This window comes from Pseudomonas sp. GW823-FHT06B06 (assembly GCF_058795195.1).
In genome coordinates, this window is sequence record NZ_JBXAHO010000012.1 from 121701 (window position 1) to 142200 (window position 20500).

The following is a 20500-nucleotide window of genomic DNA, read 5'->3' on the forward strand; positions in this document are numbered from 1 at the left end:
ACGCTATGGGCGACCCAGGATACCGACGAACGACGTCTGATAAATTCGTGCTCAAAATACCGCCAGTCGTAAACCAGCCACTAATCAGCAAATGAGGCTATGGAATCACCAGCGTGATCGAGCAACGCTTCGATGTCGGAATTCGCAGGGGCGAATCGATCAGCAATGAGATGACTGGGCGTTTACGGTGAAGGCGGATGGGCAACAGAACGAGCGCGCGAGGCCTTGCTGAGGAAACCGAAAACGCGTTCAGCGACTACGGAAGGCGACAACAACGACTATAGTCATTGGTGAGCCAGAGCGAATCCTTCCGTTGCGCTACCCACCTGGCCCTTAATCCAATACCGCGAAAGCACGGCAGATTTCCTCCTGTTTATTGACGCGGAACGTGAACGTCTCGCTGCCGAAAACACTCAGGCTCAGGCTGAGATCGAGGCATCGTTGCCTTTATAAATCCCTTGATGGTGGATGGAGTTATCCCGCCGGGCAAGTCGTTTCCCGCTGAGCACACCCCAACCATCCATCTATCAGGGCTCAAGCAATGAACACTTCAGAATTGGATGTTGCAAAAGAAACGAGTGACGACCTGGTTCAGGGGCCGCTGTCAGCCGGCACTGTCGCGCCCGGCTTCTCGCTGTACGCGACCCCTGATCAGCAGTTGTCGCTACGCGAGCTAAAGGGAAATCCCGTGATACTGGCGTTTTATCCCGCAGACTGGACTTCGGTTTGTGGTGACCAGCTGACCTTGTACAACCAGTTGCTACCCACATTCAGAGAATACAGTGCGACGCTACTGGGTATCTCGGTTGACAGCGCTTGGTGTCATCAGGCCTTTTCCAAGGATCGGAATTTTCACTTCAGCCTGCTGGCCGATTTCGAGCCCAAAGGGGCTGTGGCGCGACAGTATGGAGCGTACGACTCTCACCTGGGAGTTTGTAAGCGGGCGCTGTTCGTGATTGACAAGGAGGGAGTGATCGCCTGGAGCTACATCTCACCAATGGCAATCAACCCTGGGGCGGACGGCATTCTGGATGCGCTGGATGCGCTGGCGAATTCGCCACAAAGCACGCCAGCCAAAAATTAACAGGTGATCACATGGCCACTCTCAAAGTCCCGGTAAGTGAAAACGACCATCGCCAGGGAAGTGCGCATGCCAAGGTCACACTGGTGGAATTTGGCGACTATGAATGTCCCTATTGCGGTGAAGCGTATTGGGTCGTCAAAAAGCTACAGCAGCATTTTCGCGATGATCTGCTGTTTGTGTTCCGTAACTTTCCACTGACCACCGCTCACCCGCATGCGATGGGTGCAGCTGTCACCGCTGAGTATGCCGGGAGTCGAGGATTCTTCTGGGATGCTCACGACGAATTGTATGAAAACCAAGATCGATTGGGCCTACCGCTGTTTGGGGCCATCGCTCTAAAACACGGCCTCTCCAGCGAAGAACTCTATGTTGCTATGCAAGACGGCACTTACCTACCCAAAATAAAATCCGATTTTAATGGCGGCGTACGGAGCGGCGTGAATGGCACCCCAGCGTTTTACATTGACGGGCTTCGCTATGACGGGGCTCCAGAGTTCACCGAGATGAGTCAGATGATTGAGCTTTCGTTAGTGAGTTGACGAAATCGCTAGATAGTGAAATCGCTTGGCATCACCCACACCGTAGCCGAGGGCGAACGTGCCCCATTGCGCAGCGCACCAGGTGTGCATTCGATAATATTTCAATTCGGGAGATTGAAGAATCCACGGTGCTGCCAGCGATAAGCATCGCTCATAAAGCAGCGGCACGAAAATATCAGCCCAGCGAACCAAGGACATAAAAAATGGCGATGTTAATTTTTGACAGCTCGGAAGATTCCATAGTCGAGGCCCGTGTCCTGGTCGAGGCGCTGAATGAATGGTTGGCGGAACAGCAGCCCAGTTGCCCGCTAAGGTCCGCCCGTGCGCAATGTTGCTATCGGCCCGATGGCACGCTGGATTCTGTAATGACCGTACTAACAGACGTGGTGGTGGACTAGGTCAGGTGTTGCACTCAGTTTTTGCGACCGCCCCCCAAGGTTGACGCCTATTCCCGTCCACCCGTTCGCTTATCCGTTATTTTCCTTCTACATTAAAGAGGTGCCCACGGAGCCAGCAGCGAATGAAATCTTTGAAGTATTATGAAAAAAATCGACACGCCACATGGTTAGAGTTGTTTTTTGACCTGATTTTTGTTGTTGCAATTGGCAAGGTTACGCATACTCTCGGACATCTTCATCACGGCCATTTTGAACAGGAGCAATTATGGACATTTTTACTGCTTTTTGTTCCATTATGGTGGATCTGGTCCAGCCACACGATTTACTCAAATAGGTTTGATACAGACAGTAACCTTCACCGATTGGCAACATTATTTTTAATGTTGCTGCTCATTGTGCTGTCTGCACGGATCGGGGAAGAATTGGAAGTAAACTATGCGTTTGTTATTGCCTGCTATTTTGGTATACGTGCCATCATCAGTATTATGTACATTTCGTCCATAAATAAATTCGATCACCGTAGCGAATTCTCCTCCAGGCTTGGCTTCGCCCTGTTAGTTAGCGCAGTTGTTAGTCTTTCATCCATTCTTTTTGACCCACCCATGCGTTACCTTGTCGCTTACATTGGGATTTTTCTTGACATTCTGCTCCCTTTATTTTCTTGGGGTAAGCTAAAGCCATTGCCCGCACATACAGAACACTTGGTTGAACGACTAGGTTTACTCACCCTCATCTTATTGGGCGAGTCGGTAATTAGCCTTTCTGGAGGGTTATCTGACATTCAATGGGATCGTTATAATGTGATGGCGGCAATCACCGGATTTATCATGATTTGCAGTATCTGGTGGATCTATTTTGATAGCTTTTACCTACTGAGCAAAAATGAAAGTAGTATGAGTGGACACTCCTTAATCTACTCGCACCTTTTTCTATTTATGGGGCTAGCACTTCTCGCAAATTTGATCAGGCATGCGATCCTGAATGACATTGCGATGCGCGATTTCCAGATTACGTCAATCATCGGCATGGCCTTATTTTTCTTAGGCAAGCAATATGGCTACTTCATAGCGGTACCTAAAATAAGGAAATACATACTACAAAACACCTTGATCGTGTTTTCTCTTGGTGGTTTGGTTATATTCCTACCGCGCGTCGAGTACATATTGGTCGGCCTGACAGCAACCATGATCTGTTATGTTTTACTAAACTTCCGGTATCGTTGAATCTTTAAAGTTGGGCCATATCACGGGTGGATCAGCTATCCGCGCACATCAATACATCCCTACCAACCAAAGCGGGTGGTCGCCTGGAAAGCACGGGGGCAAACACCGCGCGGCGGGAGGCCCGCGCCAAGCGGCAAAAACCTAATCAAAGAAGGCCAGGGTGCGAACTTCGATACTCTCACGCGGCGGGGCTCCCGGCGGCGTATTGGGGTCCTTGAAGGCGGTATGGGGCGTGAAGCGGGCACGGCCGTCGTGACGTGAGTCATACCCCTTGATCAGCAAGACTTCGTCACGGCGCATGTCCGGAAAATAGTACCAGCGCTGTTGCGGATTGTAGGCCAGGTGGTAGATCTCACCGATACGATCCGGATAGACCAAATCGGTGGCCAGCAGGTCATTGGGGTCGAGCGTCGAGGCATCCAGCACCGCCAGCGGTGAGCGCTTGACGGGCCCGCTCATCGGGCGCCAGAGGTTAATCTGGGCCACCGACACCAGTGCGGCGGCCTGATCCTGGCCCAGCACGTCGCGAATACGCTCAGGTCCCGAGCGGTCTGTGTAGTCATTATGCACACGGCTGGCTGGCCCGCGAATATCCCGCCGCTCGGCGTCGCTGCGCCTGGTGTGGTCGAAGATGACGACCCGGCTCGCGCCCGTCAACTCCTTGATCAAGGCCCTGACCTCGTCATAGTAGACGCTTTCCACTGAGGTATCGTCGTAGAGATCGTCGACCACCGTATCCCGCCGATGGAGTTCAAACCCCTGCTTGTCCAGAGAAAGGCTGTCTGCCAACGGACGACCGTTGTGTATCGTGACCTCGCGCTCCTCCTGCTCAGCAAAGTAGTGCGGTTCACTGTTACCGGTCAGAGCCTCGGTATGCACATAGGGCTTCGCATCGTGCTTGACCAGGTAGGTGAGTTTTGTGATGACGCTAGCGGGCATATCAGTTGTGCACTTCAAGTAACGCCTCCCGGTCTGCTGACCGCATTCGGCGTGGTGTCACCGTGGCGGCGCTGTAGCTTGCCTGTAAACTGCCTCATCCTCGATCGTATGCCTTCCAAGGGACACTTTCAAATGCACCCCGAGGTGCATGGTCCCCGACCGGTAGAAAAGGACATACCTACCTCGGCACCGACGTGCAGCTTGACCAGTACTGGCGCGTCGGACTCCAGGCCCGCGCCTAGGGCGACTACTACATCGAAGTTCTGAACCAGCAGCGCAAATACGGTGGATATCCGGATGGAAGATCGCATCCCAACACATCATCTTTTGCGCAGCATTGATCAGTATCTCGATCTGAGCAACCTGCGATAGCTGACCAAATTGAGAAAGAAAAAACTAGATATTGACATATCTCGATATCACAAATAGTCTGAGTTCGAAGCCACCCCCCGTATCTCAGGAAGCGCCAAATGCAGAAGATGTGGGTGAACACCTCAACGAAGCGCCTTACGGTTTGCTCTGATCCCGTGGATCCGCATCCATTTAGCTTAATACATCGATATTTCTATATATGCAGGTAAATGAAATGACACAGTCCGCGCTCTTCAAAACCGCACAGCTGGGGCCCTACACCCTCAAGAATCGAATCGTTTTGCCACCACTTACCCGTTCGCGTAGCTCCCAGCCTGGCAACATTCCGAACGATCTCATGGCCACGTATTACCGCCAGCGTACTGGCGCGGGATTCATGGTGACCGAAGGCACCCAGATCGAGCCTCGTGGTCAGGGCTACGCCTGGACTCCCGGCATTTACAGCGCCGAGCAGATCGAAGGCTGGCGCAAAATCACCGACGCCGTTCACGCCGAAGGGGGTGTGATCTTCGCTCAACTTTGGCATGTCGGCCGAGTGTCGCATACGTCCCTGCAGCCCGGCGGTGAAGCGCCGGTCGCGCCGTCAGCCATCAAGGCGGACAACGTCAAGGTATTCATCGAGACCGGTCCCGGCACGGGCGCACTGGCCGATCCATCGACCCCGCGCGCGCTTTCCACCACAGAGGTGAAAGAACTGGTCCAGCTCTATGCCCAGGCGGCCCGCAATGCCCTGGACGCCGGGTTCGACGGGGTGGAACTGCACTGCGCGAACGGCTACCTGGTGAACCAGTTCATTTCCGCCCACACAAACCAGCGTGATGATGAATATGGTGGCTCGTTGCAAAATCGACTGCGCTTCCTGCGCGAAATCACCCAGGCAGTTGCTGGCGTCGTAGGCAAGGAGCGCATGGGCGTACGCTTCGCCCCGCTATTCGCGAGCACCGATGAAGATCGCGTCTACCTCGGCCTGGTCGAGGAAGATCCCCATCAGACCTATGTAGAAGCGGTGAAGATTCTCGAGGAAGTGGGTATCGCCTATCTGTCGCTTGCCGAGGCCGACTGGGAGGACGCACCCGATCTACCTGAAGCGTTCCGGGAGGATATTCGCAGTATCTTCAGCGGCAAGATTCTCTATGCCGGCAGGTACACCGCCGAACGCGGAAATCGTGTCATCCAGGCGGGTTGGGGGGATCTGATCGCGTTTGGTCGTCCTTTCATCGCCAACCCCGACCTGCCCGCCCGTATCGCCAACGACTGGCCGCTCAATCCGGTCGACCCGACAAGCATGTATGGCGGTACCGACAAGGGCTACACCGACTATCCGAGCTATCGCCCCTGAGCAATCCGCGCCGCGTCCCAGACTCCAGGGCGCGGCTTACGCTTGCTGACCGAGGAAGGGAACATCTTGCCTGGCAACAAACGGACGCAGAGGCCACTTTGGGTGCCTTCCAATTCTCCGTGCGAACGACGAAGATATCGCAATATCGCGAAAAACAGGTATCGCCAATTTTATGAACATTGACATCAACGAAGCCCTGAAAGCCTTGGCGAACCCGACGCGCCTTGACATCCTCAATTGGCTCAAGGATCCCAGGACGAACTTTCCCGAGCAGGAAGTCGACCCGGAAACAGTAGGCGTGTGCGTCAGCATCATCCAGGAGCGCACGGGCCTTTCGCAGTCCACTACATCGCTTTACCTCACAACCCTGCAGCGCGCGCACCTGGTAACCTCGCAGCGGATAGGCCCTTGGACCTATTACAAACGCCACGACGAAAATATCGATGCCTTTTTCAAAGCGCTGCAAGAAAAGATCTAGGTCCAGGCTACCCGAGGACCGTTTACCGGCGGCGCCCAAAGCTTTCCCTTAACGAAAGCGCTTCAAAAGGTGGATTGTCGCCCATCAGCGCTCAGTTTAAACGGGGTGGGCCGCCACCCACTCTTTGAGATGAGCAATAAAACTGAGAACAGTCGGAGCGATGTTTTCTCTTGAAGGGTATACCGCATAGATTCCCACCGGGGGCTCAATGGCCCAATCGGAAAATGCTTCCACCAGCTTTCCTGAATCAAGATCATCTCGTACATGCCAGTCCATCAGCAGCGCTACTCCATGCCCATCAATTGCCATCTGGCGAACCACTTCCCCCAAACTGGATGAAAAACGGTTGCGTATTTTGCACGTTTTTTTAACGCCCCCTCGGGACATAGTCCAACTGGAATCTTTTCCGACGATGAGGCCGTCCAGCGTGGTCAAGTCTTTTAGAGAGGTAGGCACGCCCTGTTTTCCCCAATATTGGGGGGCGGCGCAAATCAGGCGTCGGGACGCAGAAATCCTCTGCGCGATCAGGGATGAATCGGCCAATACTCCGTGCCGAATCGCAAGGTCGGTACCATGGGCGGCCAAATCAACCAGTTGATCTGTCGGGTGTAGATCAACGATAACGCCAGGATAGCGTTTGAGATAACTGCTCACGACGCTCGATAAATAACCTTGGGCAAATGTCGCGGAAGCGGTTATGCGTAGATGACCGGTAATCTCGGTCTTCTGGAAAAATCCTCGCTCGGCCTTTTCGACGCTTTCCAGGATGCTTAGTGCGTGTTGATAAAGCTTCTCACCGTCCGAAGTGGGACTTAGCTTGCGGGTGGTGCGGTTAAAAAGTCTCCGACCAACGCTGTCTTCAAGGGCCAGAAGACGCTTGCTTCCGCCTGCAGCAGTCATCCCCAATCGTTCGGAAGCTGCACGGATAGATCCCTCCTCAAAAACGGCAATGAACAAACGCAGTTCATCGATGGAATCCAGCACTTATTACCAACCAAAAAGACCGAAAGATTCAACAATTCTAACGTATTTATCCAATTTTACTGATGATAAATTTGTTGGCTTATTGTTCCTCGGAGTTCAAGCCTTGAAGGCTATTGTGATAAATGAGCATGGTAACTCAGACCTTTTCGTAGAAATCAATACGGAAAATCCCGTTGCTCGCCCAGGTCATGTGATTATCGATGTCCGGGCGACAAGCGTTAATCCAGTGGACACAAAAATTCGTCGGGGCAGCGAAGGTACAGCCGGTCTGACTTTTCCGGCAATTCTTCACATCGATGTTTCAGGGGTCGTCAGCTCTGTCGGTGCTGGTGTGACTCGCTTTGACGTAGGCGATGAAGTCTATGGCTGTTTCGGTGGCATCGTGGGGATTCCCGGTGCGCTGGCAGATCAGATGGAGGCCGATGCCGAGATGCTTGCTCTAAAACCCAAGTCGCTCTCTTTTGGCGAAGCAGCCAGCTTGCCCCTCGTGGCAATTACGGCCTGGGAGGCGCTGATTGACCGAGCCTCGATCAAACCCAATGACAACGTCTTGGTGCATGGTGGCACCGGTGGAGTTGGGCACATCGGCATTCAATTGGCGAAGGTCCTGGGGGCCAGGGTTTCGACGACGGTTTCAACGCCAGAAAAAGCGGAAATTGCCCGTCGGCTGGGCGCCGATGAGATTATTTTCTATAACAGCGAAACGCCCCAGGAATACAGCCAGCGAATCACCGAAGGAAAAGGATTCGATACGGTCTTCGATACCTTGGGCGGTGAGGTCTTACAAAACTCACTGAAAGCCGCGAAGCTTAAAGGTCATGTCGTCTCGATCATCGGTTACGACCGCTACGATCTGACCGAAATGCACTTCAAGGCATTGAGGCTCGACTTTGTATTCATGGCTATTTCGATCATTCATAATGAAGACCGCAAGCACCATGGCGAGATCCTGCAAAGACTAGCTGCCTTGGTTGATCGCGGCCTTGTCAAACCACTGATTGATGAGCGCCATGACTTCACTGTTGCGGGTGTCAGCGCGGCACATGTGCGTCTTGAGTCAGGCAATGCTATTGGCAAAGTCGTCATTGAGCGACAGGCTAAGTTGGTGGGGGTGGCATAACGAGGGCTCAAGGCCAGACATTCGAAGTATTTCAATAGCGCTAAAACTTAGTCGCTCGCGCCCGTACCTTTTCGCAAGGGCGCAAACGGCAAAGGGTTGCTATCAGAAGTCCTGCGCAGTCGGACGCAGAACGATTTCGTTGATGTCGACATCGGCAGGTTGCTCGATCGCGTATGCGATGGCCCGTGCAACCGAATCAGCCGGGATGGCCATCTTGTAAAATTCGCCAACGACCTCGGCGCTCGGCTGGTGCCCGCTGCCGAACTTGAGCTCGGAATCCACCGCGCCCGGCTCGATGGTCGTAGTGCGAATATTCCCGCCGACTTCATGACGCAGGCCATCGGAAATGGCGCGCACCGCGAACTTGGTGCCGCTGTACACCGAGCCACCGGGGCTGAATACCTTAATGCCGGCAACCGACGAGATGTTGATGAAGTGACCGCTGGCCTGTTGTTCGAAAAGCGGCAACGCGGCCGCGATGCCATACAACACGCCCTTGATGTTGATGTCGATCATGCGATCCCACTCTTCGACGCGCAGCTGCGAAATCGGAGAGATCGCCATCAGCCCTGCATTGTTGATCATCACATCGATCCGACCGAATGCCTCGACAGCCTTGGCGACCAGCGCAGACAAGTCCTCTTTGCGTGTGACATCGATCGGATGGGCAATCGCCTTTCCGCCTGCTGCGGCGATCTCCCGGACAATCGCGTCCAGACGATCCTGGCGACGGGCGCCAAGAACCACGTGGGCGCCGAGCGCTGCCAGATGACGCGCGGTGGCTTCGCCCAGACCGCTACTCGCACCGGTGATGACGACCACTTTACCCTTGATGTTTTTACTCATGTTCAGCGCTCCTGTTGAGACCTGCTTGGGTTGACGGGTGCAGTCTGCGCTGGTTTTATTCGTCATAAAATGGAAGAGTTCGGATTTGAGAATTCCATTTTTTGGAACTGGAGTTGACGGCAATGCTCAATCGCATGGAGCTGATTCGGATCTTCTCGGTGGCAGCGCAATCGACCACGTTTCGCGATGCAGCCACCCGCCTCGGCACTTCTCCGCAGACCGTGACACGCGCCATCAAAGAACTGGAGCGCACGCTTGGGGAGCTGTTGTTCCACCGCAGCACGCGGCAGGTTCATGTCACCGCTTTTGGTGCCAATTTCGCCTTGCAAGCCCGGGAAACCCTGGAGCGGGTGGATCAGTTGTTTATCGCCCACAGTACACAGGAGGCAAAAGGCATCGTCGGCATCACGGCCCCCCACGCCATCGGCAAGCTGTATCTGATCGAGTTTCTGAAACCGCTGATGCGGGAGAATCCGGGCCTGAGCATCGACCTGAGCCTGGATGACCAGCTCACCGACGCGGTGGCCAACAAGATCGACATCGGTATTCGTGTCGGAGCTGTGCGGGATCGGCGCTATATCGCCAGAACGGTGGCCAATGTGGACCTGAAAATCGTTGCGGCGCCGTCACTGCTCGACACCGTGCAACGCCCTGGCAATATCGAGGATCTGAAATGCTTACCCCTGTCGATGCTGATCGATCGCAACAACGGCCGGCCCTGGCCGTGGGTGCTTGCCGAGGGACAAGCGTTCCTGCCTGCCTCCCCGGCATTTACCTGCGACGACCCAGAAACCGAGCGAGAGATTGTTCTGGCCGGGCTCGCCTTTGGGCAAATGCCCGGTTATCTGGCAGAACCCTACCTGTCTGAAGGGCGTCTGGTCGAGGTCATGCAGCACGATGCCCCGCCGCCTTCCGAATTGATCATATATCGTCCGCAATCAGGGCCCGTGGCACCACGAGTGAGGCTGGTGTACGACCACCTGGTCAACTGTTTTTCCGATCCGCAGGTTTTTGCGCAGAGCAAGCGCTGAAACAGTTCTGAACAAGGGCTTGTTTGGGTGGAGTATTACGCTGTCCCTTCGGGCATACATCACTGAGTGACCCACAGCAACATTAGTCGCGCTGGGACAGGATCGTTTCCAGCAGGCCCGGAAAACGGTTACTCAAGTCTTCCCTACGCAACGAGTTCATGTGGGTCGTGCCGATGGTCTGGGTTTGAACCAGGCCGGCATCTCGCAGCACCCGAAAATGATGGGACATGGTGGACTTCGCGCGACCACCGTCCAGCTCGCCACAGCTGGCCTCTCCCAGTTCGGCGAGGCGCCGGACAATCTCCAGGCGTACAGGGTCGCTCAAGGCGTAAAACAGACGCTCAAGAACGAATTCGCTGAGAGGAAGGTGTTTGAAGGGGCGCATGAGCGAATCATACACGGGTTTGCTCTATGTCAATAGTTCGAATATTATCGAACAACAGAAATAGTATCCCTCGGAGAAAGACCTAATGTCTGCGCTGTTCCAACCTTTCACGCTCAAGGATGTCTCCCTTCGCAACCGGATCGCGATTCCCCCCATGTGCATGTACTCGGCCAATGATGGCCTGATCAACGATTGGCACACTGTGCACTATGCCACCCTCGCGCGTGGCGGGGCAGGACTGGTGGTCGTCGAGGCGACTGCCGTGTCGCCCGAAGGACGGATCACGCCTGGCTGCGCTGGTATCTGGAACGATGAACTCGCCCGTGCCTTCGTGCCTGTGGTGCAATCGATCAAGGCTGCCGGCGCAGTGCCAGGTATCCAGATTGCCCACGCGGGGCGCAAGGCCAGTGCGAACCGTCCTTGGGAAGGCGACGATCATATCGGCGAGGATGATTCGCGTGGCTGGCAGACCATCGCCCCGTCGGCAGTTGCCTTTGGCGCTCATCTCGCCAAGCAGCCGAAAGCCATGACGCTGGAGGATATCGCCCGGGTGCGCGAGGATTTTGTCTCAGCCGCTCGCCGTGCACGTGACGCTGGCTTCGAGTGGTTAGAGTTGCATTTCGCCCATGGCTATCTGGCCCAGTCATTCCTCTCTGAACACTCCAACCTTCGTGACGACGCCTATGGCGGAAACTTCGATAACCGTAGCCGCTTTCTGCTGGAAACACTGGCGGCGGTTCGCGAAGTATGGCCAGAGCACTTGCCGCTGACCGCTCGCCTGGGTGTCATCGAATACGACGGCCGGGATGAACAGACCTTGTCAGAGGCTATCGAACTGACACGTCGCTTCAAGGACGGTGGATTGGACTTGCTCAGCGTCAGTATCGGGTTCACCATCCCTGAATCCAACATTCCTTGGGCCCCCGGTTTCATGGGCGAAGTTACCCAGCGGGTACGGCGCGAGACGGGGATTGCGGTGGCCTCGGCATGGGGCTTCGGCACGCCGAGCGTCGCCGAAGAAGCGGTGAGGAGTGGTCAACTGGACCTGGCGATGATTGGCCGGGCGCACCTGGGCAATCCTAACTGGTCCTATTCAGCCGCCCAGGAGCTGGGTGTAGAGCGTGCTGCCTGGACCTTGCCCGCTCCTTATGCACATTGGCTTGAACGCTACAAGTGATCCCGCCAGAGCGAGCTCGCATGGCCTTAGGGCTATCAACTTAGTCGAATGCCCAAGTGGGCAAGATTGTTGTCGCGCTCCCACCCAGATTCAGGTTTTTGGCCGCATGGCCGGCATGGACATCTTCGATACACCCGTGCCAGCCAATGCGTTCCCCCTTTATATCGCACGCAGACAGGAGGTTTGATGACTACCCCTCTAACACTGATTGCCACTTTGGTCGCCAAGGCTGGCTTCGAAACCGAGCTCGAGCAAACGTTGCAGGGCCTGCAAGGCCCAAGCCGAGGCGAAGCGGACTGTATCCAGTACGACCTCCATCGTGATGCCGAGCAAGCTCGCACTTTCCACATGATCGAGCAGTGGCGGGACGAAGCGGCGCAGACTGCTCACGAAGCGACACCGCATTTTCAGTCAGCACTCCCTTTCATCGAACGTGCTGCTGAAAAGCTCACCATCACGAAAATGTATCGCATCTCCTGAGGAGCATAGAATGAAAGCCATTGCACATTTCAAATGCCTGCCTATTGAACATCCCGACGCCTTGGTGGAGATCGATATACCCGAGCCAGTTCCGGGGCCGCGCGACTTGCTCGTAGAGGTAAAGGCCGTATCGGTCAATCCTGTCGATACCAAGGTGCGGCAGGGCTACGTACCGCACGAGGACGAAAGCCAGCCGCGTATCCTCGGTTGGGACGCTGCCGGCGTGGTCAAGTCGGTCGGCAGCGACGTGACGCTATTCAAGCCCGGTGACAGGGTCTGGTACGCCGGATCGCTGATCCGCCCGGGCAGCAACTGTGAGCTGCAACTGGTGGATGAGCGTATCGTCGGTTCAATGCCCCAGTCGCTTGAATTCAGCCAGGCTGCGGCATTGCCACTGACGTCCTTGACCGCTTGGGAATTACTGTTTGATCGCCTCGGTGTTGCACGCGATACCACCGACCGGGGCGAAACGCTGCTGATCATCGGCGCTGCAGGCGGGGTGGGTTCAATCCTGACTCAGCTGGCGCGTCAGTTAACCGGGTTGACGATCATTGGTACGGCTTCGCGCCCTGAAACCCAGTCCTGGGTCACCGAGCTTGGTGCGCATCATGTCATCGACCATACCAAGCCACTCAGCGAAGAGCTCAAGCGCATCGGTATCGCACAAGTCAGCTATGTCGCAAGCCTGACCCAGACCGATAGGCACTTCGAGCAAATCATCGAGTCGCTCAAACCTCAGGGCCGGCTGGGCCTGATCGATGACCCGGCCACGCTTGACGTCGTGCCGATGAAGCGTAAGAGCCTGTCGTTGCACTGGGAGCTGATGTACACCCGCTCGCTTTACGAGACAGAGGACATGCAGGAGCAGCACAACATCCTCAACGAAGTTGCACGGCGCGTTGATACAGGTGAGTTGCGCACCACCGTTGGCGATAACTATGGGCGCATCAACGCAGAAAATCTTCGTCGTGCCCATGCTCTACTGGAAAGCGGCAAGGCGAAGGGCAAGATCGTGCTGGAAGGCTTCTAAGAGGGTGTAGACAGAATAAATTAAACTGCCTGCCCCACTATCCAGTGTCCTGAGCGGTTAGTTCGATTATCGATAAACTGGACAGATCGAACAAACGCCATGGTAACGCCAGTCTGTATGCCGCTTTGACATACTGACTGGCCAGGTTATCGGGCGCTCATGACACTCGTTAGAAAAGCGGAATGCTATAGCTTACAAAAACTCGGTTCTGATCTACGTTACGAGCCGCTTCGCTGTTGGACTTGCCGTTACGCCAGCCGAACCCGACGCCTTTGAGCGCTCCGGACTGAAGGACGTAGTCCAGGCTAATGTCTCTTTCCCATTCCTTTTGGTTGTCGCCTGACGTCGTTTTAATATTATCGCCGGAGAGGTACATGACCGAGCCTTTCAGGCCAGGGACACCCAGAGCGGCGAAGTCGTAAGCGTACTGACCGAAAACTGTGCGCTCGCCTGCGCGGGCGAAACTTTGGATCAGGCGGTCTGTATACAGATACAGGCTTGCTCCACCGGCGCCCTTGTCTACCAGGCTACCCTGACTGAGTTGAGTGAAGTTGCTGCCATCCGACACACTTTGGTACCCCGCAGTAATCGCGTGGCCTCCCAGTGTGTAAATCAACGCGGCACTCCAGGTACGGTTGTCGATCTCTCCATCACCGTTTTTGGTGTAGCCACTCATTCTGTAGCCTGACGTACCGGCGCTATTTGCACCTGAGGAGTCAGTGTTGAAGTAGCGCAGGTCGGTTTTAAGGGACTGATTGTCCGAGAGCGCCAGGGTGTGAATTAATCCCAAAAAATGCTGTTTATAGTAGTTATCGAGGTTGGCGTAGTAGTACTGGGCTGTCAGATCCTTGGTGACGTTCCAATCGCCCCCGGCGAAGTCAAACTGATTGCTTTCACGCGTACCACCAGCAACGGCCAACCCCGTCTGATCGGTCGAACCCCGTCCTGTTGCATGTTCGATCCGACCTCCAGTCAAGGTCAGCCCCTTGAACTCGCTCGAAGTGATTTGACCGCCCTCGAAAGTTTGTGGAAGCACGCGCCCATCGTTGGCGACCAGAATTGGGAGTTTCGGAATCAAAGTGCCGTAGCGAAATTCAGTTTTCGACATTTTGACTTTGCCGGTCAGCCCCAGCCGGCTCCACTCGTCGACGGCACGGTTGTCACTGTCAGAAGGCATCATGGTGCTGCCGACATGCCGTCCTTTGCTGCTGTCCAGGGTAACCCCCAGCAACCCCAGACTATCGACACCAAAACCAACTATTCCATCGGTATAGCCCGATTTGAAGTCCAACATGAAACCCTGCGCCCATTCTTCGGTTTTGGAAGGGGCGGCAACGCCATCGCGGTTGTCGTTATTGAAATAGAAGTTTCTCATTCCCAAGGTGGCTTTGCTATCACTTAGGAAGTCAGCATGCGCCTGGGCACTCAGGGTGACACTAAGAAACAACGAACTCGCAGCAATTATTTTTCGACTCACTTATATAGCGCTCCATTTGTTATTTTCAAGTAATAGAAGCAACGCAAAATCTTTCAGGCCAACGCAATGCAGACGAAGGAACGGTAGATAGTGTTCAGGTATATTTAGATAAATGAGCTAGCGGCCTGAGCGGTAAGTTTATTAATCAAAAAAGTCAGAACAAATTTTTGAACAATTTAAATAGATCAACGAATTAACCGTGCAGACCACTAGTCAGCCTTGAAATCATGCCTCGAGCCGAAGTCCCAACGCTACTCATTTTCGCGGCTCTTGTTGTTATGCAGCGCGATAGCATTAGTGCCGAGTGTGTGAGAAAGGCGTCGAGAGTGCCTTGCCTGGAGAGATGGAGTTCTGCGTTGGGGTCTGAAAATTTATCTTATCGTCTGAATTTCAGGACTGGGGCCGGACACAATTGGTACCGAGACGGACGACCAACATGGCGGTTCCCCGCAAAGCCGCCTATTCTTGCTGGATGGTCCCCATGCTTTTGCTCAGGCGATGTATCGGGCTGGAACGATCTGATTTATTTTGACCGTCCGCTCATCGCCAAACCGGACCTGCCCGCGCGTATTGCCAGCAACTGGCCCCTCACTCCGGTCGACCCGACCAGCACGCACGGCGCAACGGGCGAAGACTGCACCCATGACCCCACCTGTCGTTCCCAAGCGACCGATGCGGCAGCACCTCTTAAACAGGGGCGCTGTTCACGTTTCTCCCATTGAGGAAGATGAGTATGTATCGGCCGAGCACGATTCCTTATCAGCAGCACCGAGGGTTCAGCCGAACCTTCACTCAGGGTCATTTGAGCATTGGATTGTTCTTTCCTTTGGAGGCCTTCGATGGGGACACTCCGAGCATGCTCAACCAGGTCGAATTGGCCAAACGAGCGGAGGCTCTGGGCTTCTGCGCACTCTGGTTTCGCGACGTGCCTCTGCGGGACCCTGGCTTCGGCGATGTTGGCCAACTGTTCGACCCTTGGGTTTACCTGGGCTACATGGCTGCTCATACGTCGGAGATAGCGCTTGGCACCGCATCCATTGCCCTCCCTGTACACCATCCTCTGCACACGGCCAAGGCATCAGCCAGCGTTGATCAGTTGAGCGCAGGTCGCTTGATACTGGGGGTAGCTTCCGGCGATCGCCCAGTGGAGTTTTCGGCTTTTGGCGTCGATCCCGAAAGGCGCGGAGAAATCTTTCGGGAGCACTACGAGGTGATTCGCAGAGCCCACAGCACCAGCTTTGAGCCCATTCGCTGGAGCGGTGGTGAGATGCGGGGTGCAGACCTCATTCCGAAACCCACAACCCAAGTCATTCCAATGTTCGTGACCGGCAATAGCCGCCAGTCACTGGATTGGATCGCGCGCGAAAGCGTCGGATGGATCAACTATCCACGCATTCCGAACATGCAGCGAATGATCGTGGAAGATTGGCGGCAGGAGGTCATGAAGCAATGTGGCTCCGTCTATAAGCCCTTCACTCAGTCGCTCTACATCGACCTCGATGAGAACCCGTCTACGCCGCCCACTCGCATTCATTTGGGGTTCAAACTTGGACGCTACCATCTCCGGTTTTTGCTCGAGTCCCTTGAGGAAATCGGAGTGGACCACGTTATCCTGAATCTCAAATACGGAAAGCGGCCTGCTGCGCAAGTTATTGAGGAACTGGGTACTCACATCGTTCCGCAATTCGGAGTACAGCCGCGCCCTGAAGCGAATTGATACGCCGGCCGCTTCCATGCCGGCCGAGGTGGTGCGGTTCAACAGGTCGAATCATCAGGCCGATACCTGTTCAAGGAATATCGGTTGCAACGGCTCTTCGAGCAGGTCATTTGCCTTGGCGGTGAAGCGCTGAAACCAATGCATGGAAACGCGCAACCGCCGGATGACTTGAGCAAGCATCCCTGCCTGCTCTATCTGCAAAATGGCCGGGTCTACGACAAGTGGAACCTGGGCGGGCAAACCGTGCAGGTTTCGGGGCCGTTGTTCAGCGATGACGCCGATGTTGTGCGGCGCTGGTCACTGGAGGGTGAAGTATCGCCTACAAATCCTGGCTGGATGTCAGTGTAGATATCGCCGCGGAGCGTCCGCTTGTGCTGCTGCCGGATTATCCTGGCGAAGCTTCGCCGTTGAGTCTGGTGTGCCCGCATCGCGCGTAGGCATGGCTTGAATCTTGGATAAGGCACTTTGGCCACGATATTCACCTTGAATACAAGTGTTTTAATGGATCACCCTGCAATCCATCTGATATTTTTTTTCGCTTATCTGAGCCTTTTTCGTCAACCAACAGTCTATAAAGTGCACTTCCGATGCTCTTTCAAACAATAAAAAGTAGCCAATAATTTTGGCTCTTGGGCACGCTGACGCTCTCAAGAATTTAGACCATCCCAGGAGTAACAATAAAACCCTGTTTTATCAGAAACAGGAGCAAATAGCTGTTCACTGATTTGGAGATGGCCGCTGTGCGAAATCTTGGCTTGGGCTTCCTGGTAACTGGCGTTTTTGGACAACTAACAGCACTGCTATGGACCTACACGTCCACAGGACCAATTTGTCAAAATAACGTCGACAATTCATACATCCAGCAAAAAGTGACAAAGCTCGAACAATTACTCGATGACACCGCTAATAAAGTTGCGACAGAGCTCAGTACAAAATATTCCGATGAGCTCGCGCCCGTTGCGAAAAACGGATTCCATACACCCGATTCAACGGAGGCTGACGCCGTACAGTTTTTGATCGAAAAGCCAGACAAATCACCCGTACTTAAGCTGCCTTCATTGCCCACACCCTCACACAACTGGACGATTATTCTCAGCGGTATGATTACTTTTACCGGCCTGCTCCTGGCACTCTTCGCCCGCAAAAAAACCATTGATCCGCAATGGCATGTCTTTCGCACCGTGCCAGGGTCGCTAATCACGCTGGAACGCCCGTGTTTGACGTGCAGAGGCTTCATTTCCCACGCTGTAAAACCTGCTTCAGCCACGTCTTCATCCGGCCTGTGGGTAATTGAAATTGCGTTAAACACACCCAGCCGACATCGCGCCAAAAAAGCCATTCAACAGCTGGAATTACCGGTAGCGCGTAAAGAAAATAACTTTGTAGTCATCGGCCCGTACAAACAGAAACAGGACGCGGCTCGAGTCGTGAAAGAATTGAGTGAAAGTCATGGTGTCAGAGGATGGATGATGGCAGGAAATTGATACTATCCTATTTAGCGCTGCACCGACCTCGAAGAATTGACTACTTATTTAGGGCACAAGAGAGCATTGCAAAGGAAGGGAGAGCCGAACTCGCCCTGAAGACTTTCTTGGCCGCCGATTTACAAATTCAATTTTAACTCAGCGAGCTGAACTACAGCCTCGCTGAAAGCTGCGGACACTCAGAAGAAACTTTCGTTGATGCGTGAAGAACGTATGAATTAGATTTATGACTTCCCGAGTGACTGGCAGGCCCAGCAATGCCTGTTACTATTCAAGCCGCTAATTTTCAATATTAAAGTCCAACTTCATTGCAGGGGAGTATTGCTCAAAATACCCCCCCACCCTCCTCCCGGTTCAAACCGGCGCGTAACAATCCACTACACGCCGATACTGGCTGGGAGAAGCACCAATATGTTGACGGAAAAACCGTGTGAAATGACCTTGCTCGGAGAACCCGAGGTTCTCCGACAACAGGCCCAATGTTCCACTGCGCTCACGCTCAAGCCAGGCAAAAGCCCGGCGCATGCGCGCGTCGTTAAGCAAAAGGGTCGGCGTCATGCCAGTGTCTTTCTTGAACAGCGCAAAGAAGTGCGCCCGCGACAGACCACACGCCCGTGCGGCGTTGTCGATCGGGTTCGGATCATCGAGGTGCTCAAGCAGCCAGGCGATGCCACGGCGCACGCGCGCGTCCCGGAATTCACCTGAGCTCGGCGCCCCCAGATGCGACAAATGCCGCCAGCTGGAAAAGTCCTCGATCAGTTCGATCAGGAAGTCGAACAGCATGAACTCCAAGCGCTCTTTCGGCACGATCCCGCAACCATGCGCTTCGGCGACCAGGATGTCGGCCAGGGTGCGATTACGGCTCGACAGCTCGATGCACGGCTGGGCAAAAAAGTCCGGCCGACCGCTCAGCGCCAGCGACTGCTGGGCAGTGGCCAGCCAGGCGGGCTCGATGTAGAGCGCCAGGATGACGGTAGCACCGGCACCCGGCTGCGGATCATAGAAATGCGGCTCCCATGCGTTGACCAGCACCGCCGTGCGATCACTGAGCGGAACCCGCCGACCGTTAACGTTGAAGTAAGTGTCCTCGCCAGACACTTTGACCAGCACATGGCATTCGGAATGGGTATGGGTGACCAGCGAATGATCCATATTCAGCAAGGCGACCCGGCCAAACCTGCCGTGGAAAACCCGTTGGGCTATCGACATCAGATTCCTCCGCTCGCTTGAAGCGATATTGTTATCGGCCTCAATGCATATCATCAGGGCGTCTATCTATTTCTCAAGCCCGTCGATCGGTCCATGGTTCAGCAACACTTGGCTGGCCACTATCGCGCGCGAATGACCAAGCGTCTACCTCGACTTTCGCAGCCCCCTCGTTCGTCGGAAAAACCGCCCTACAAGGCATGGCGTTCTTTCCCGTGATAAACGCGCAGGATATCGGCCACCACTGCCAGGGCAATTTCCGCCGGGGCCTTGCTGCCCAGATCGAGCCCGATGGGCATGTGCAAGCGGGCGATCTGTTCATCCGTCAGACCACCGATGCGCTTGAGCCGCTCGGCGCGCTTGGCGGAGGTTGCCTGGGACCCCATGGCGCCGATGTAGAACGCCGGGGTGTGCACCGCTTCCATCAGCGCCAGATCATCGATTCGCGGATCGTGGGTCAGCGCCACCACCGCGGTCGCCGCGTGGCAACCTCCCGCGGCAATGAACATCGAGGGCAGCACGCGCTGCATCTCCACGCCTTCGAGCTGGACATGCAGCATCTCTTCCCGGGGGTCGCAGGCGATGACTTCGCAGCCGATGGCGCGGGCGAAACTGGCGCAGACTTCCGCGACCGGCGAGAGCCCTGCCAGAATCAGTCGCAAGGCCGGTCCAACGCTGATACGCACCCTTTCGTCGACGACTTGTACCCGTTCGCTGCCGTGTCCGGTGTCCGGGTCCAGGCGCAAGGCACCACTGCTCAACTCGACGTGACGCAGCAGGCGGCGCTGCCCCAGTAACGCCGCTTGCAGACTCTCCAGGTGTGCGATCCATTCGAGACTGGCAGCGCGGTGCTCGACCAGCACGATCAGCACACCCCCACAGGGCAATCGTAGACGGTGGCGTTGCTCGACGCTGTCGCCATAACTGACGATCTGCGCCGGTTCGCGTAATTCACCACGCGTCAGGCTTTCGAGAAACTCCTCTTCGACGCAGCCACCCGACAGCGAGCCGACGTGTTCACCTGCACCATTGGTCACCAGCATCGCACCCGGCGCACGCGGCGCCGAGCCATAGGTGGAGAGCACCGTGCACAGCCACTGGGACTGTCCGGACCGTGCCCATTGCAGTGCCTGGTCGATCACCTGAACATCGAGATGGCGCATGTTTTCAGTACCTCAAGTAATGCGTGGT

The 20500-nt window shown here is 55.1% G+C and carries 20 protein-coding genes and 2 pseudogenes; 14 read left to right on the forward strand and 8 right to left on the reverse strand.

Features of this window, described 5'->3' with window-relative positions:
• Nucleotides 1–230: 230 nt before the first annotated feature.
• The 4 genes and pseudogenes from AC1Q8Q_RS13610 to AC1Q8Q_RS13625 all read left to right on the forward strand — a co-directional run.
• Nucleotides 231–505: pseudogene (locus AC1Q8Q_RS13610) on the forward strand (hypothetical protein); the annotation flags it as partial.
• Nucleotides 506–541: 36 nt separating this feature from the next.
• Nucleotides 542–1084: a redoxin domain-containing protein gene (locus tag AC1Q8Q_RS13615; protein ID WP_492615124.1), complete on the forward strand. Its 543-nt coding sequence runs from the start codon at nucleotides 542–544 to the stop codon at nucleotides 1082–1084.
• Between the two features lie 11 nt (nucleotides 1085–1095).
• The gene (locus AC1Q8Q_RS13620; protein ID WP_492615125.1) at nucleotides 1096–1623 is read left to right on the forward strand and encodes a DsbA family protein; all 528 of its coding nucleotides are present in this window, start codon (nucleotides 1096–1098) and stop codon (nucleotides 1621–1623) included.
• Nucleotides 1624–2143: 520 nt separating this feature from the next.
• On the forward strand, nucleotides 2144–3244 hold the full coding sequence (locus tag AC1Q8Q_RS13625; RefSeq protein WP_492615126.1) for a low temperature requirement protein A: 1101 nt from the start codon (nucleotides 2144–2146) through the stop codon (nucleotides 3242–3244).
• A 141-nt stretch (nucleotides 3245–3385) separates the two neighbouring features.
• On the opposite strand, the gene AC1Q8Q_RS13630 is transcribed toward AC1Q8Q_RS13625, so the two are convergent.
• Together AC1Q8Q_RS13630 and AC1Q8Q_RS13635 are read right to left on the reverse strand one after the other, a co-directional pair.
• The gene (locus tag AC1Q8Q_RS13630; protein WP_492615127.1) at nucleotides 3386–4201 is read right to left on the reverse strand and encodes a CmcJ/NvfI family oxidoreductase; all 816 of its coding nucleotides are present in this window, start codon (nucleotides 4199–4201) and stop codon (nucleotides 3386–3388) included.
• 110 nt (nucleotides 4202–4311) lie between these two features.
• The gene (locus AC1Q8Q_RS13635; protein WP_240056441.1) at nucleotides 4312–4494 is read right to left on the reverse strand and encodes a hypothetical protein; all 183 of its coding nucleotides are present in this window, start codon (nucleotides 4492–4494) and stop codon (nucleotides 4312–4314) included.
• Nucleotides 4495–4769: 275 nt separating this feature from the next.
• Here AC1Q8Q_RS13635 and AC1Q8Q_RS13640 point away from each other — a divergent pair, with 275 nt between their 5' ends.
• Complete coding sequence (locus AC1Q8Q_RS13640; protein WP_492615128.1) at nucleotides 4770–5894, forward strand: alkene reductase; 1125 nt, start codon at nucleotides 4770–4772, stop codon at nucleotides 5892–5894.
• Between the two features lie 172 nt (nucleotides 5895–6066).
• Complete coding sequence (locus AC1Q8Q_RS13645; RefSeq protein WP_047530947.1) at nucleotides 6067–6372, forward strand: ArsR/SmtB family transcription factor; 306 nt, start codon at nucleotides 6067–6069, stop codon at nucleotides 6370–6372.
• 96 nt (nucleotides 6373–6468) lie between these two features.
• Here the strand turns inward: AC1Q8Q_RS13645 and AC1Q8Q_RS13650 are convergent, their stop codons facing one another.
• Nucleotides 6469–7356 (reverse strand): LysR family transcriptional regulator, encoded by an 888-nt coding sequence (locus AC1Q8Q_RS13650; protein WP_492615129.1) that lies wholly within the window; start codon nucleotides 7354–7356, stop codon nucleotides 6469–6471.
• Here AC1Q8Q_RS13650 and AC1Q8Q_RS13655 point away from each other — a divergent pair.
• Nucleotides 7322–8476 (forward strand): zinc-dependent alcohol dehydrogenase family protein, encoded by a 1155-nt coding sequence (locus AC1Q8Q_RS13655; RefSeq protein ID WP_492615130.1) that lies wholly within the window; start codon nucleotides 7322–7324, stop codon nucleotides 8474–8476. The genes AC1Q8Q_RS13650 and AC1Q8Q_RS13655 overlap by 35 nt on opposite strands.
• Before the next feature lie 102 nt (nucleotides 8477–8578).
• Here the strand turns inward: AC1Q8Q_RS13655 and AC1Q8Q_RS13660 are convergent, their stop codons facing one another.
• Nucleotides 8579–9322 carry an SDR family oxidoreductase gene (locus AC1Q8Q_RS13660; RefSeq protein WP_492615131.1) on the reverse strand — a complete coding sequence of 248 codons (744 nt, stop codon included), beginning with the start codon at nucleotides 9320–9322 and terminating at the stop codon, nucleotides 8579–8581.
• 122 nt (nucleotides 9323–9444) lie between these two features.
• Between AC1Q8Q_RS13660 and AC1Q8Q_RS13665 the strand changes: the two genes are divergently transcribed.
• The gene (locus tag AC1Q8Q_RS13665; protein ID WP_151141405.1) at nucleotides 9445–10353 is read left to right on the forward strand and encodes a LysR family transcriptional regulator; all 909 of its coding nucleotides are present in this window, start codon (nucleotides 9445–9447) and stop codon (nucleotides 10351–10353) included.
• Nucleotides 10354–10435: 82 nt separating this feature from the next.
• Here the strand turns inward: AC1Q8Q_RS13665 and AC1Q8Q_RS13670 are convergent, their stop codons facing one another.
• The gene (locus tag AC1Q8Q_RS13670) at nucleotides 10436–10738 is read right to left on the reverse strand and encodes an ArsR/SmtB family transcription factor (RefSeq protein WP_083350136.1); all 303 of its coding nucleotides are present in this window, start codon (nucleotides 10736–10738) and stop codon (nucleotides 10436–10438) included.
• An 85-nt stretch (nucleotides 10739–10823) separates the two neighbouring features.
• Between AC1Q8Q_RS13670 and AC1Q8Q_RS13675 the strand changes: the two genes are divergently transcribed.
• The 3 genes from AC1Q8Q_RS13675 to AC1Q8Q_RS13685 all read left to right on the forward strand — a co-directional run bounded on the left by AC1Q8Q_RS13675 (nucleotide 10824) and on the right by AC1Q8Q_RS13685 (nucleotide 13425).
• Nucleotides 10824–11915 carry an NADH:flavin oxidoreductase/NADH oxidase gene (locus tag AC1Q8Q_RS13675; RefSeq protein ID WP_083348642.1) on the forward strand — a complete coding sequence of 364 codons (1092 nt, stop codon included), beginning with the start codon at nucleotides 10824–10826 and terminating at the stop codon, nucleotides 11913–11915.
• A 186-nt stretch (nucleotides 11916–12101) separates the two neighbouring features.
• Nucleotides 12102–12395: a putative quinol monooxygenase gene (locus AC1Q8Q_RS13680; protein ID WP_083348641.1), complete on the forward strand. Its 294-nt coding sequence runs from the start codon at nucleotides 12102–12104 to the stop codon at nucleotides 12393–12395.
• A gap of 10 nt (nucleotides 12396–12405) precedes the next feature.
• Nucleotides 12406–13425, forward strand: a complete 1020-nt coding sequence (locus AC1Q8Q_RS13685; protein WP_492615132.1) for a zinc-binding alcohol dehydrogenase family protein — start codon at nucleotides 12406–12408, stop codon at nucleotides 13423–13425.
• A 169-nt stretch (nucleotides 13426–13594) separates the two neighbouring features.
• Here AC1Q8Q_RS13685 and AC1Q8Q_RS13690 read toward each other — a convergent pair whose 3' ends face one another.
• Nucleotides 13595–14902 carry an OprD family porin gene (locus AC1Q8Q_RS13690; protein ID WP_492615133.1) on the reverse strand — a complete coding sequence of 436 codons (1308 nt, stop codon included), beginning with the start codon at nucleotides 14900–14902 and terminating at the stop codon, nucleotides 13595–13597.
• 733 nt (nucleotides 14903–15635) lie between these two features.
• Here AC1Q8Q_RS13690 and AC1Q8Q_RS13695 point away from each other — a divergent pair.
• From AC1Q8Q_RS13695 to AC1Q8Q_RS13705, 3 genes and pseudogenes are all read left to right on the forward strand, one after another.
• Nucleotides 15636–16619, forward strand: a complete 984-nt coding sequence (locus AC1Q8Q_RS13695; protein ID WP_492615134.1) for an LLM class oxidoreductase — start codon at nucleotides 15636–15638, stop codon at nucleotides 16617–16619.
• Between the two features lie 144 nt (nucleotides 16620–16763).
• A pseudogene (locus AC1Q8Q_RS13700) lies at nucleotides 16764–17050 on the forward strand (type 2 periplasmic-binding domain-containing protein); the annotation flags it as partial.
• Between the two features lie 300 nt (nucleotides 17051–17350).
• The gene (locus AC1Q8Q_RS13705; protein ID WP_492615135.1) at nucleotides 17351–18103 is read left to right on the forward strand and encodes an SPOR domain-containing protein; all 753 of its coding nucleotides are present in this window, start codon (nucleotides 17351–17353) and stop codon (nucleotides 18101–18103) included.
• 354 nt (nucleotides 18104–18457) lie between these two features.
• Here the strand turns inward: AC1Q8Q_RS13705 and AC1Q8Q_RS13710 are convergent, their stop codons facing one another.
• Together AC1Q8Q_RS13710 and AC1Q8Q_RS13715 are read right to left on the reverse strand one after the other, a co-directional pair.
• Nucleotides 18458–19312, reverse strand: a complete 855-nt coding sequence (locus tag AC1Q8Q_RS13710; protein ID WP_492615136.1) for a helix-turn-helix transcriptional regulator — start codon at nucleotides 19310–19312, stop codon at nucleotides 18458–18460.
• 188 nt (nucleotides 19313–19500) lie between these two features.
• The gene (locus tag AC1Q8Q_RS13715; protein WP_033040282.1) at nucleotides 19501–20472 is read right to left on the reverse strand and encodes an XdhC family protein; all 972 of its coding nucleotides are present in this window, start codon (nucleotides 20470–20472) and stop codon (nucleotides 19501–19503) included.
• Nucleotides 20473–20500: the final 28 nt, after the last annotated feature.

What these genes read in the sequence shown, in the direction of transcription:
- AC1Q8Q_RS13615 (WP_492615124.1), top strand. Translation starts at nt 542, where the DNA reads ATGAACACTTCAGAATTGGATGTTGCAAAAGAAACGAGTGACGACCTG.
- AC1Q8Q_RS13620 (WP_492615125.1), top strand. Translation starts at nt 1,096, where the DNA reads ATGGCCACTCTCAAAGTCCCGGTAAGTGAAAACGACCATCGCCAGGGA.
- AC1Q8Q_RS13625 (WP_492615126.1), top strand. Translation starts at nt 2,144, where the DNA reads ATGAAATCTTTGAAGTATTATGAAAAAAATCGACACGCCACATGGTTA.
- AC1Q8Q_RS13635 (WP_240056441.1), bottom strand. Translation starts at nt 4,494, where the DNA reads ATGCGATCTTCCATCCGGATATCCACCGTATTTGCGCTGCTGGTTCAG.
- AC1Q8Q_RS13640 (WP_492615128.1), top strand. Translation starts at nt 4,770, where the DNA reads ATGACACAGTCCGCGCTCTTCAAAACCGCACAGCTGGGGCCCTACACC.
- AC1Q8Q_RS13645 (WP_047530947.1), top strand. Translation starts at nt 6,067, where the DNA reads ATGAACATTGACATCAACGAAGCCCTGAAAGCCTTGGCGAACCCGACG.
- AC1Q8Q_RS13655 (WP_492615130.1), top strand. Translation starts at nt 7,322, where the DNA reads ATGAACAAACGCAGTTCATCGATGGAATCCAGCACTTATTACCAACCA.
- AC1Q8Q_RS13660 (WP_492615131.1), bottom strand. Translation starts at nt 9,322, where the DNA reads ATGAGTAAAAACATCAAGGGTAAAGTGGTCGTCATCACCGGTGCGAGT.
- AC1Q8Q_RS13665 (WP_151141405.1), top strand. Translation starts at nt 9,445, where the DNA reads ATGCTCAATCGCATGGAGCTGATTCGGATCTTCTCGGTGGCAGCGCAA.
- AC1Q8Q_RS13670 (WP_083350136.1), bottom strand. Translation starts at nt 10,738, where the DNA reads ATGCGCCCCTTCAAACACCTTCCTCTCAGCGAATTCGTTCTTGAGCGT.
- AC1Q8Q_RS13675 (WP_083348642.1), top strand. Translation starts at nt 10,824, where the DNA reads ATGTCTGCGCTGTTCCAACCTTTCACGCTCAAGGATGTCTCCCTTCGC.
- AC1Q8Q_RS13680 (WP_083348641.1), top strand. Translation starts at nt 12,102, where the DNA reads ATGACTACCCCTCTAACACTGATTGCCACTTTGGTCGCCAAGGCTGGC.
- AC1Q8Q_RS13685 (WP_492615132.1), top strand. Translation starts at nt 12,406, where the DNA reads ATGAAAGCCATTGCACATTTCAAATGCCTGCCTATTGAACATCCCGAC.
- AC1Q8Q_RS13695 (WP_492615134.1), top strand. Translation starts at nt 15,636, where the DNA reads ATGTATCGGCCGAGCACGATTCCTTATCAGCAGCACCGAGGGTTCAGC.
- AC1Q8Q_RS13705 (WP_492615135.1), top strand. Translation starts at nt 17,351, where the DNA reads ATGGCCGCTGTGCGAAATCTTGGCTTGGGCTTCCTGGTAACTGGCGTT.
- AC1Q8Q_RS13710 (WP_492615136.1), bottom strand. Translation starts at nt 19,312, where the DNA reads ATGTCGATAGCCCAACGGGTTTTCCACGGCAGGTTTGGCCGGGTCGCC.
- AC1Q8Q_RS13715 (WP_033040282.1), bottom strand. Translation starts at nt 20,472, where the DNA reads ATGCGCCATCTCGATGTTCAGGTGATCGACCAGGCACTGCAATGGGCA.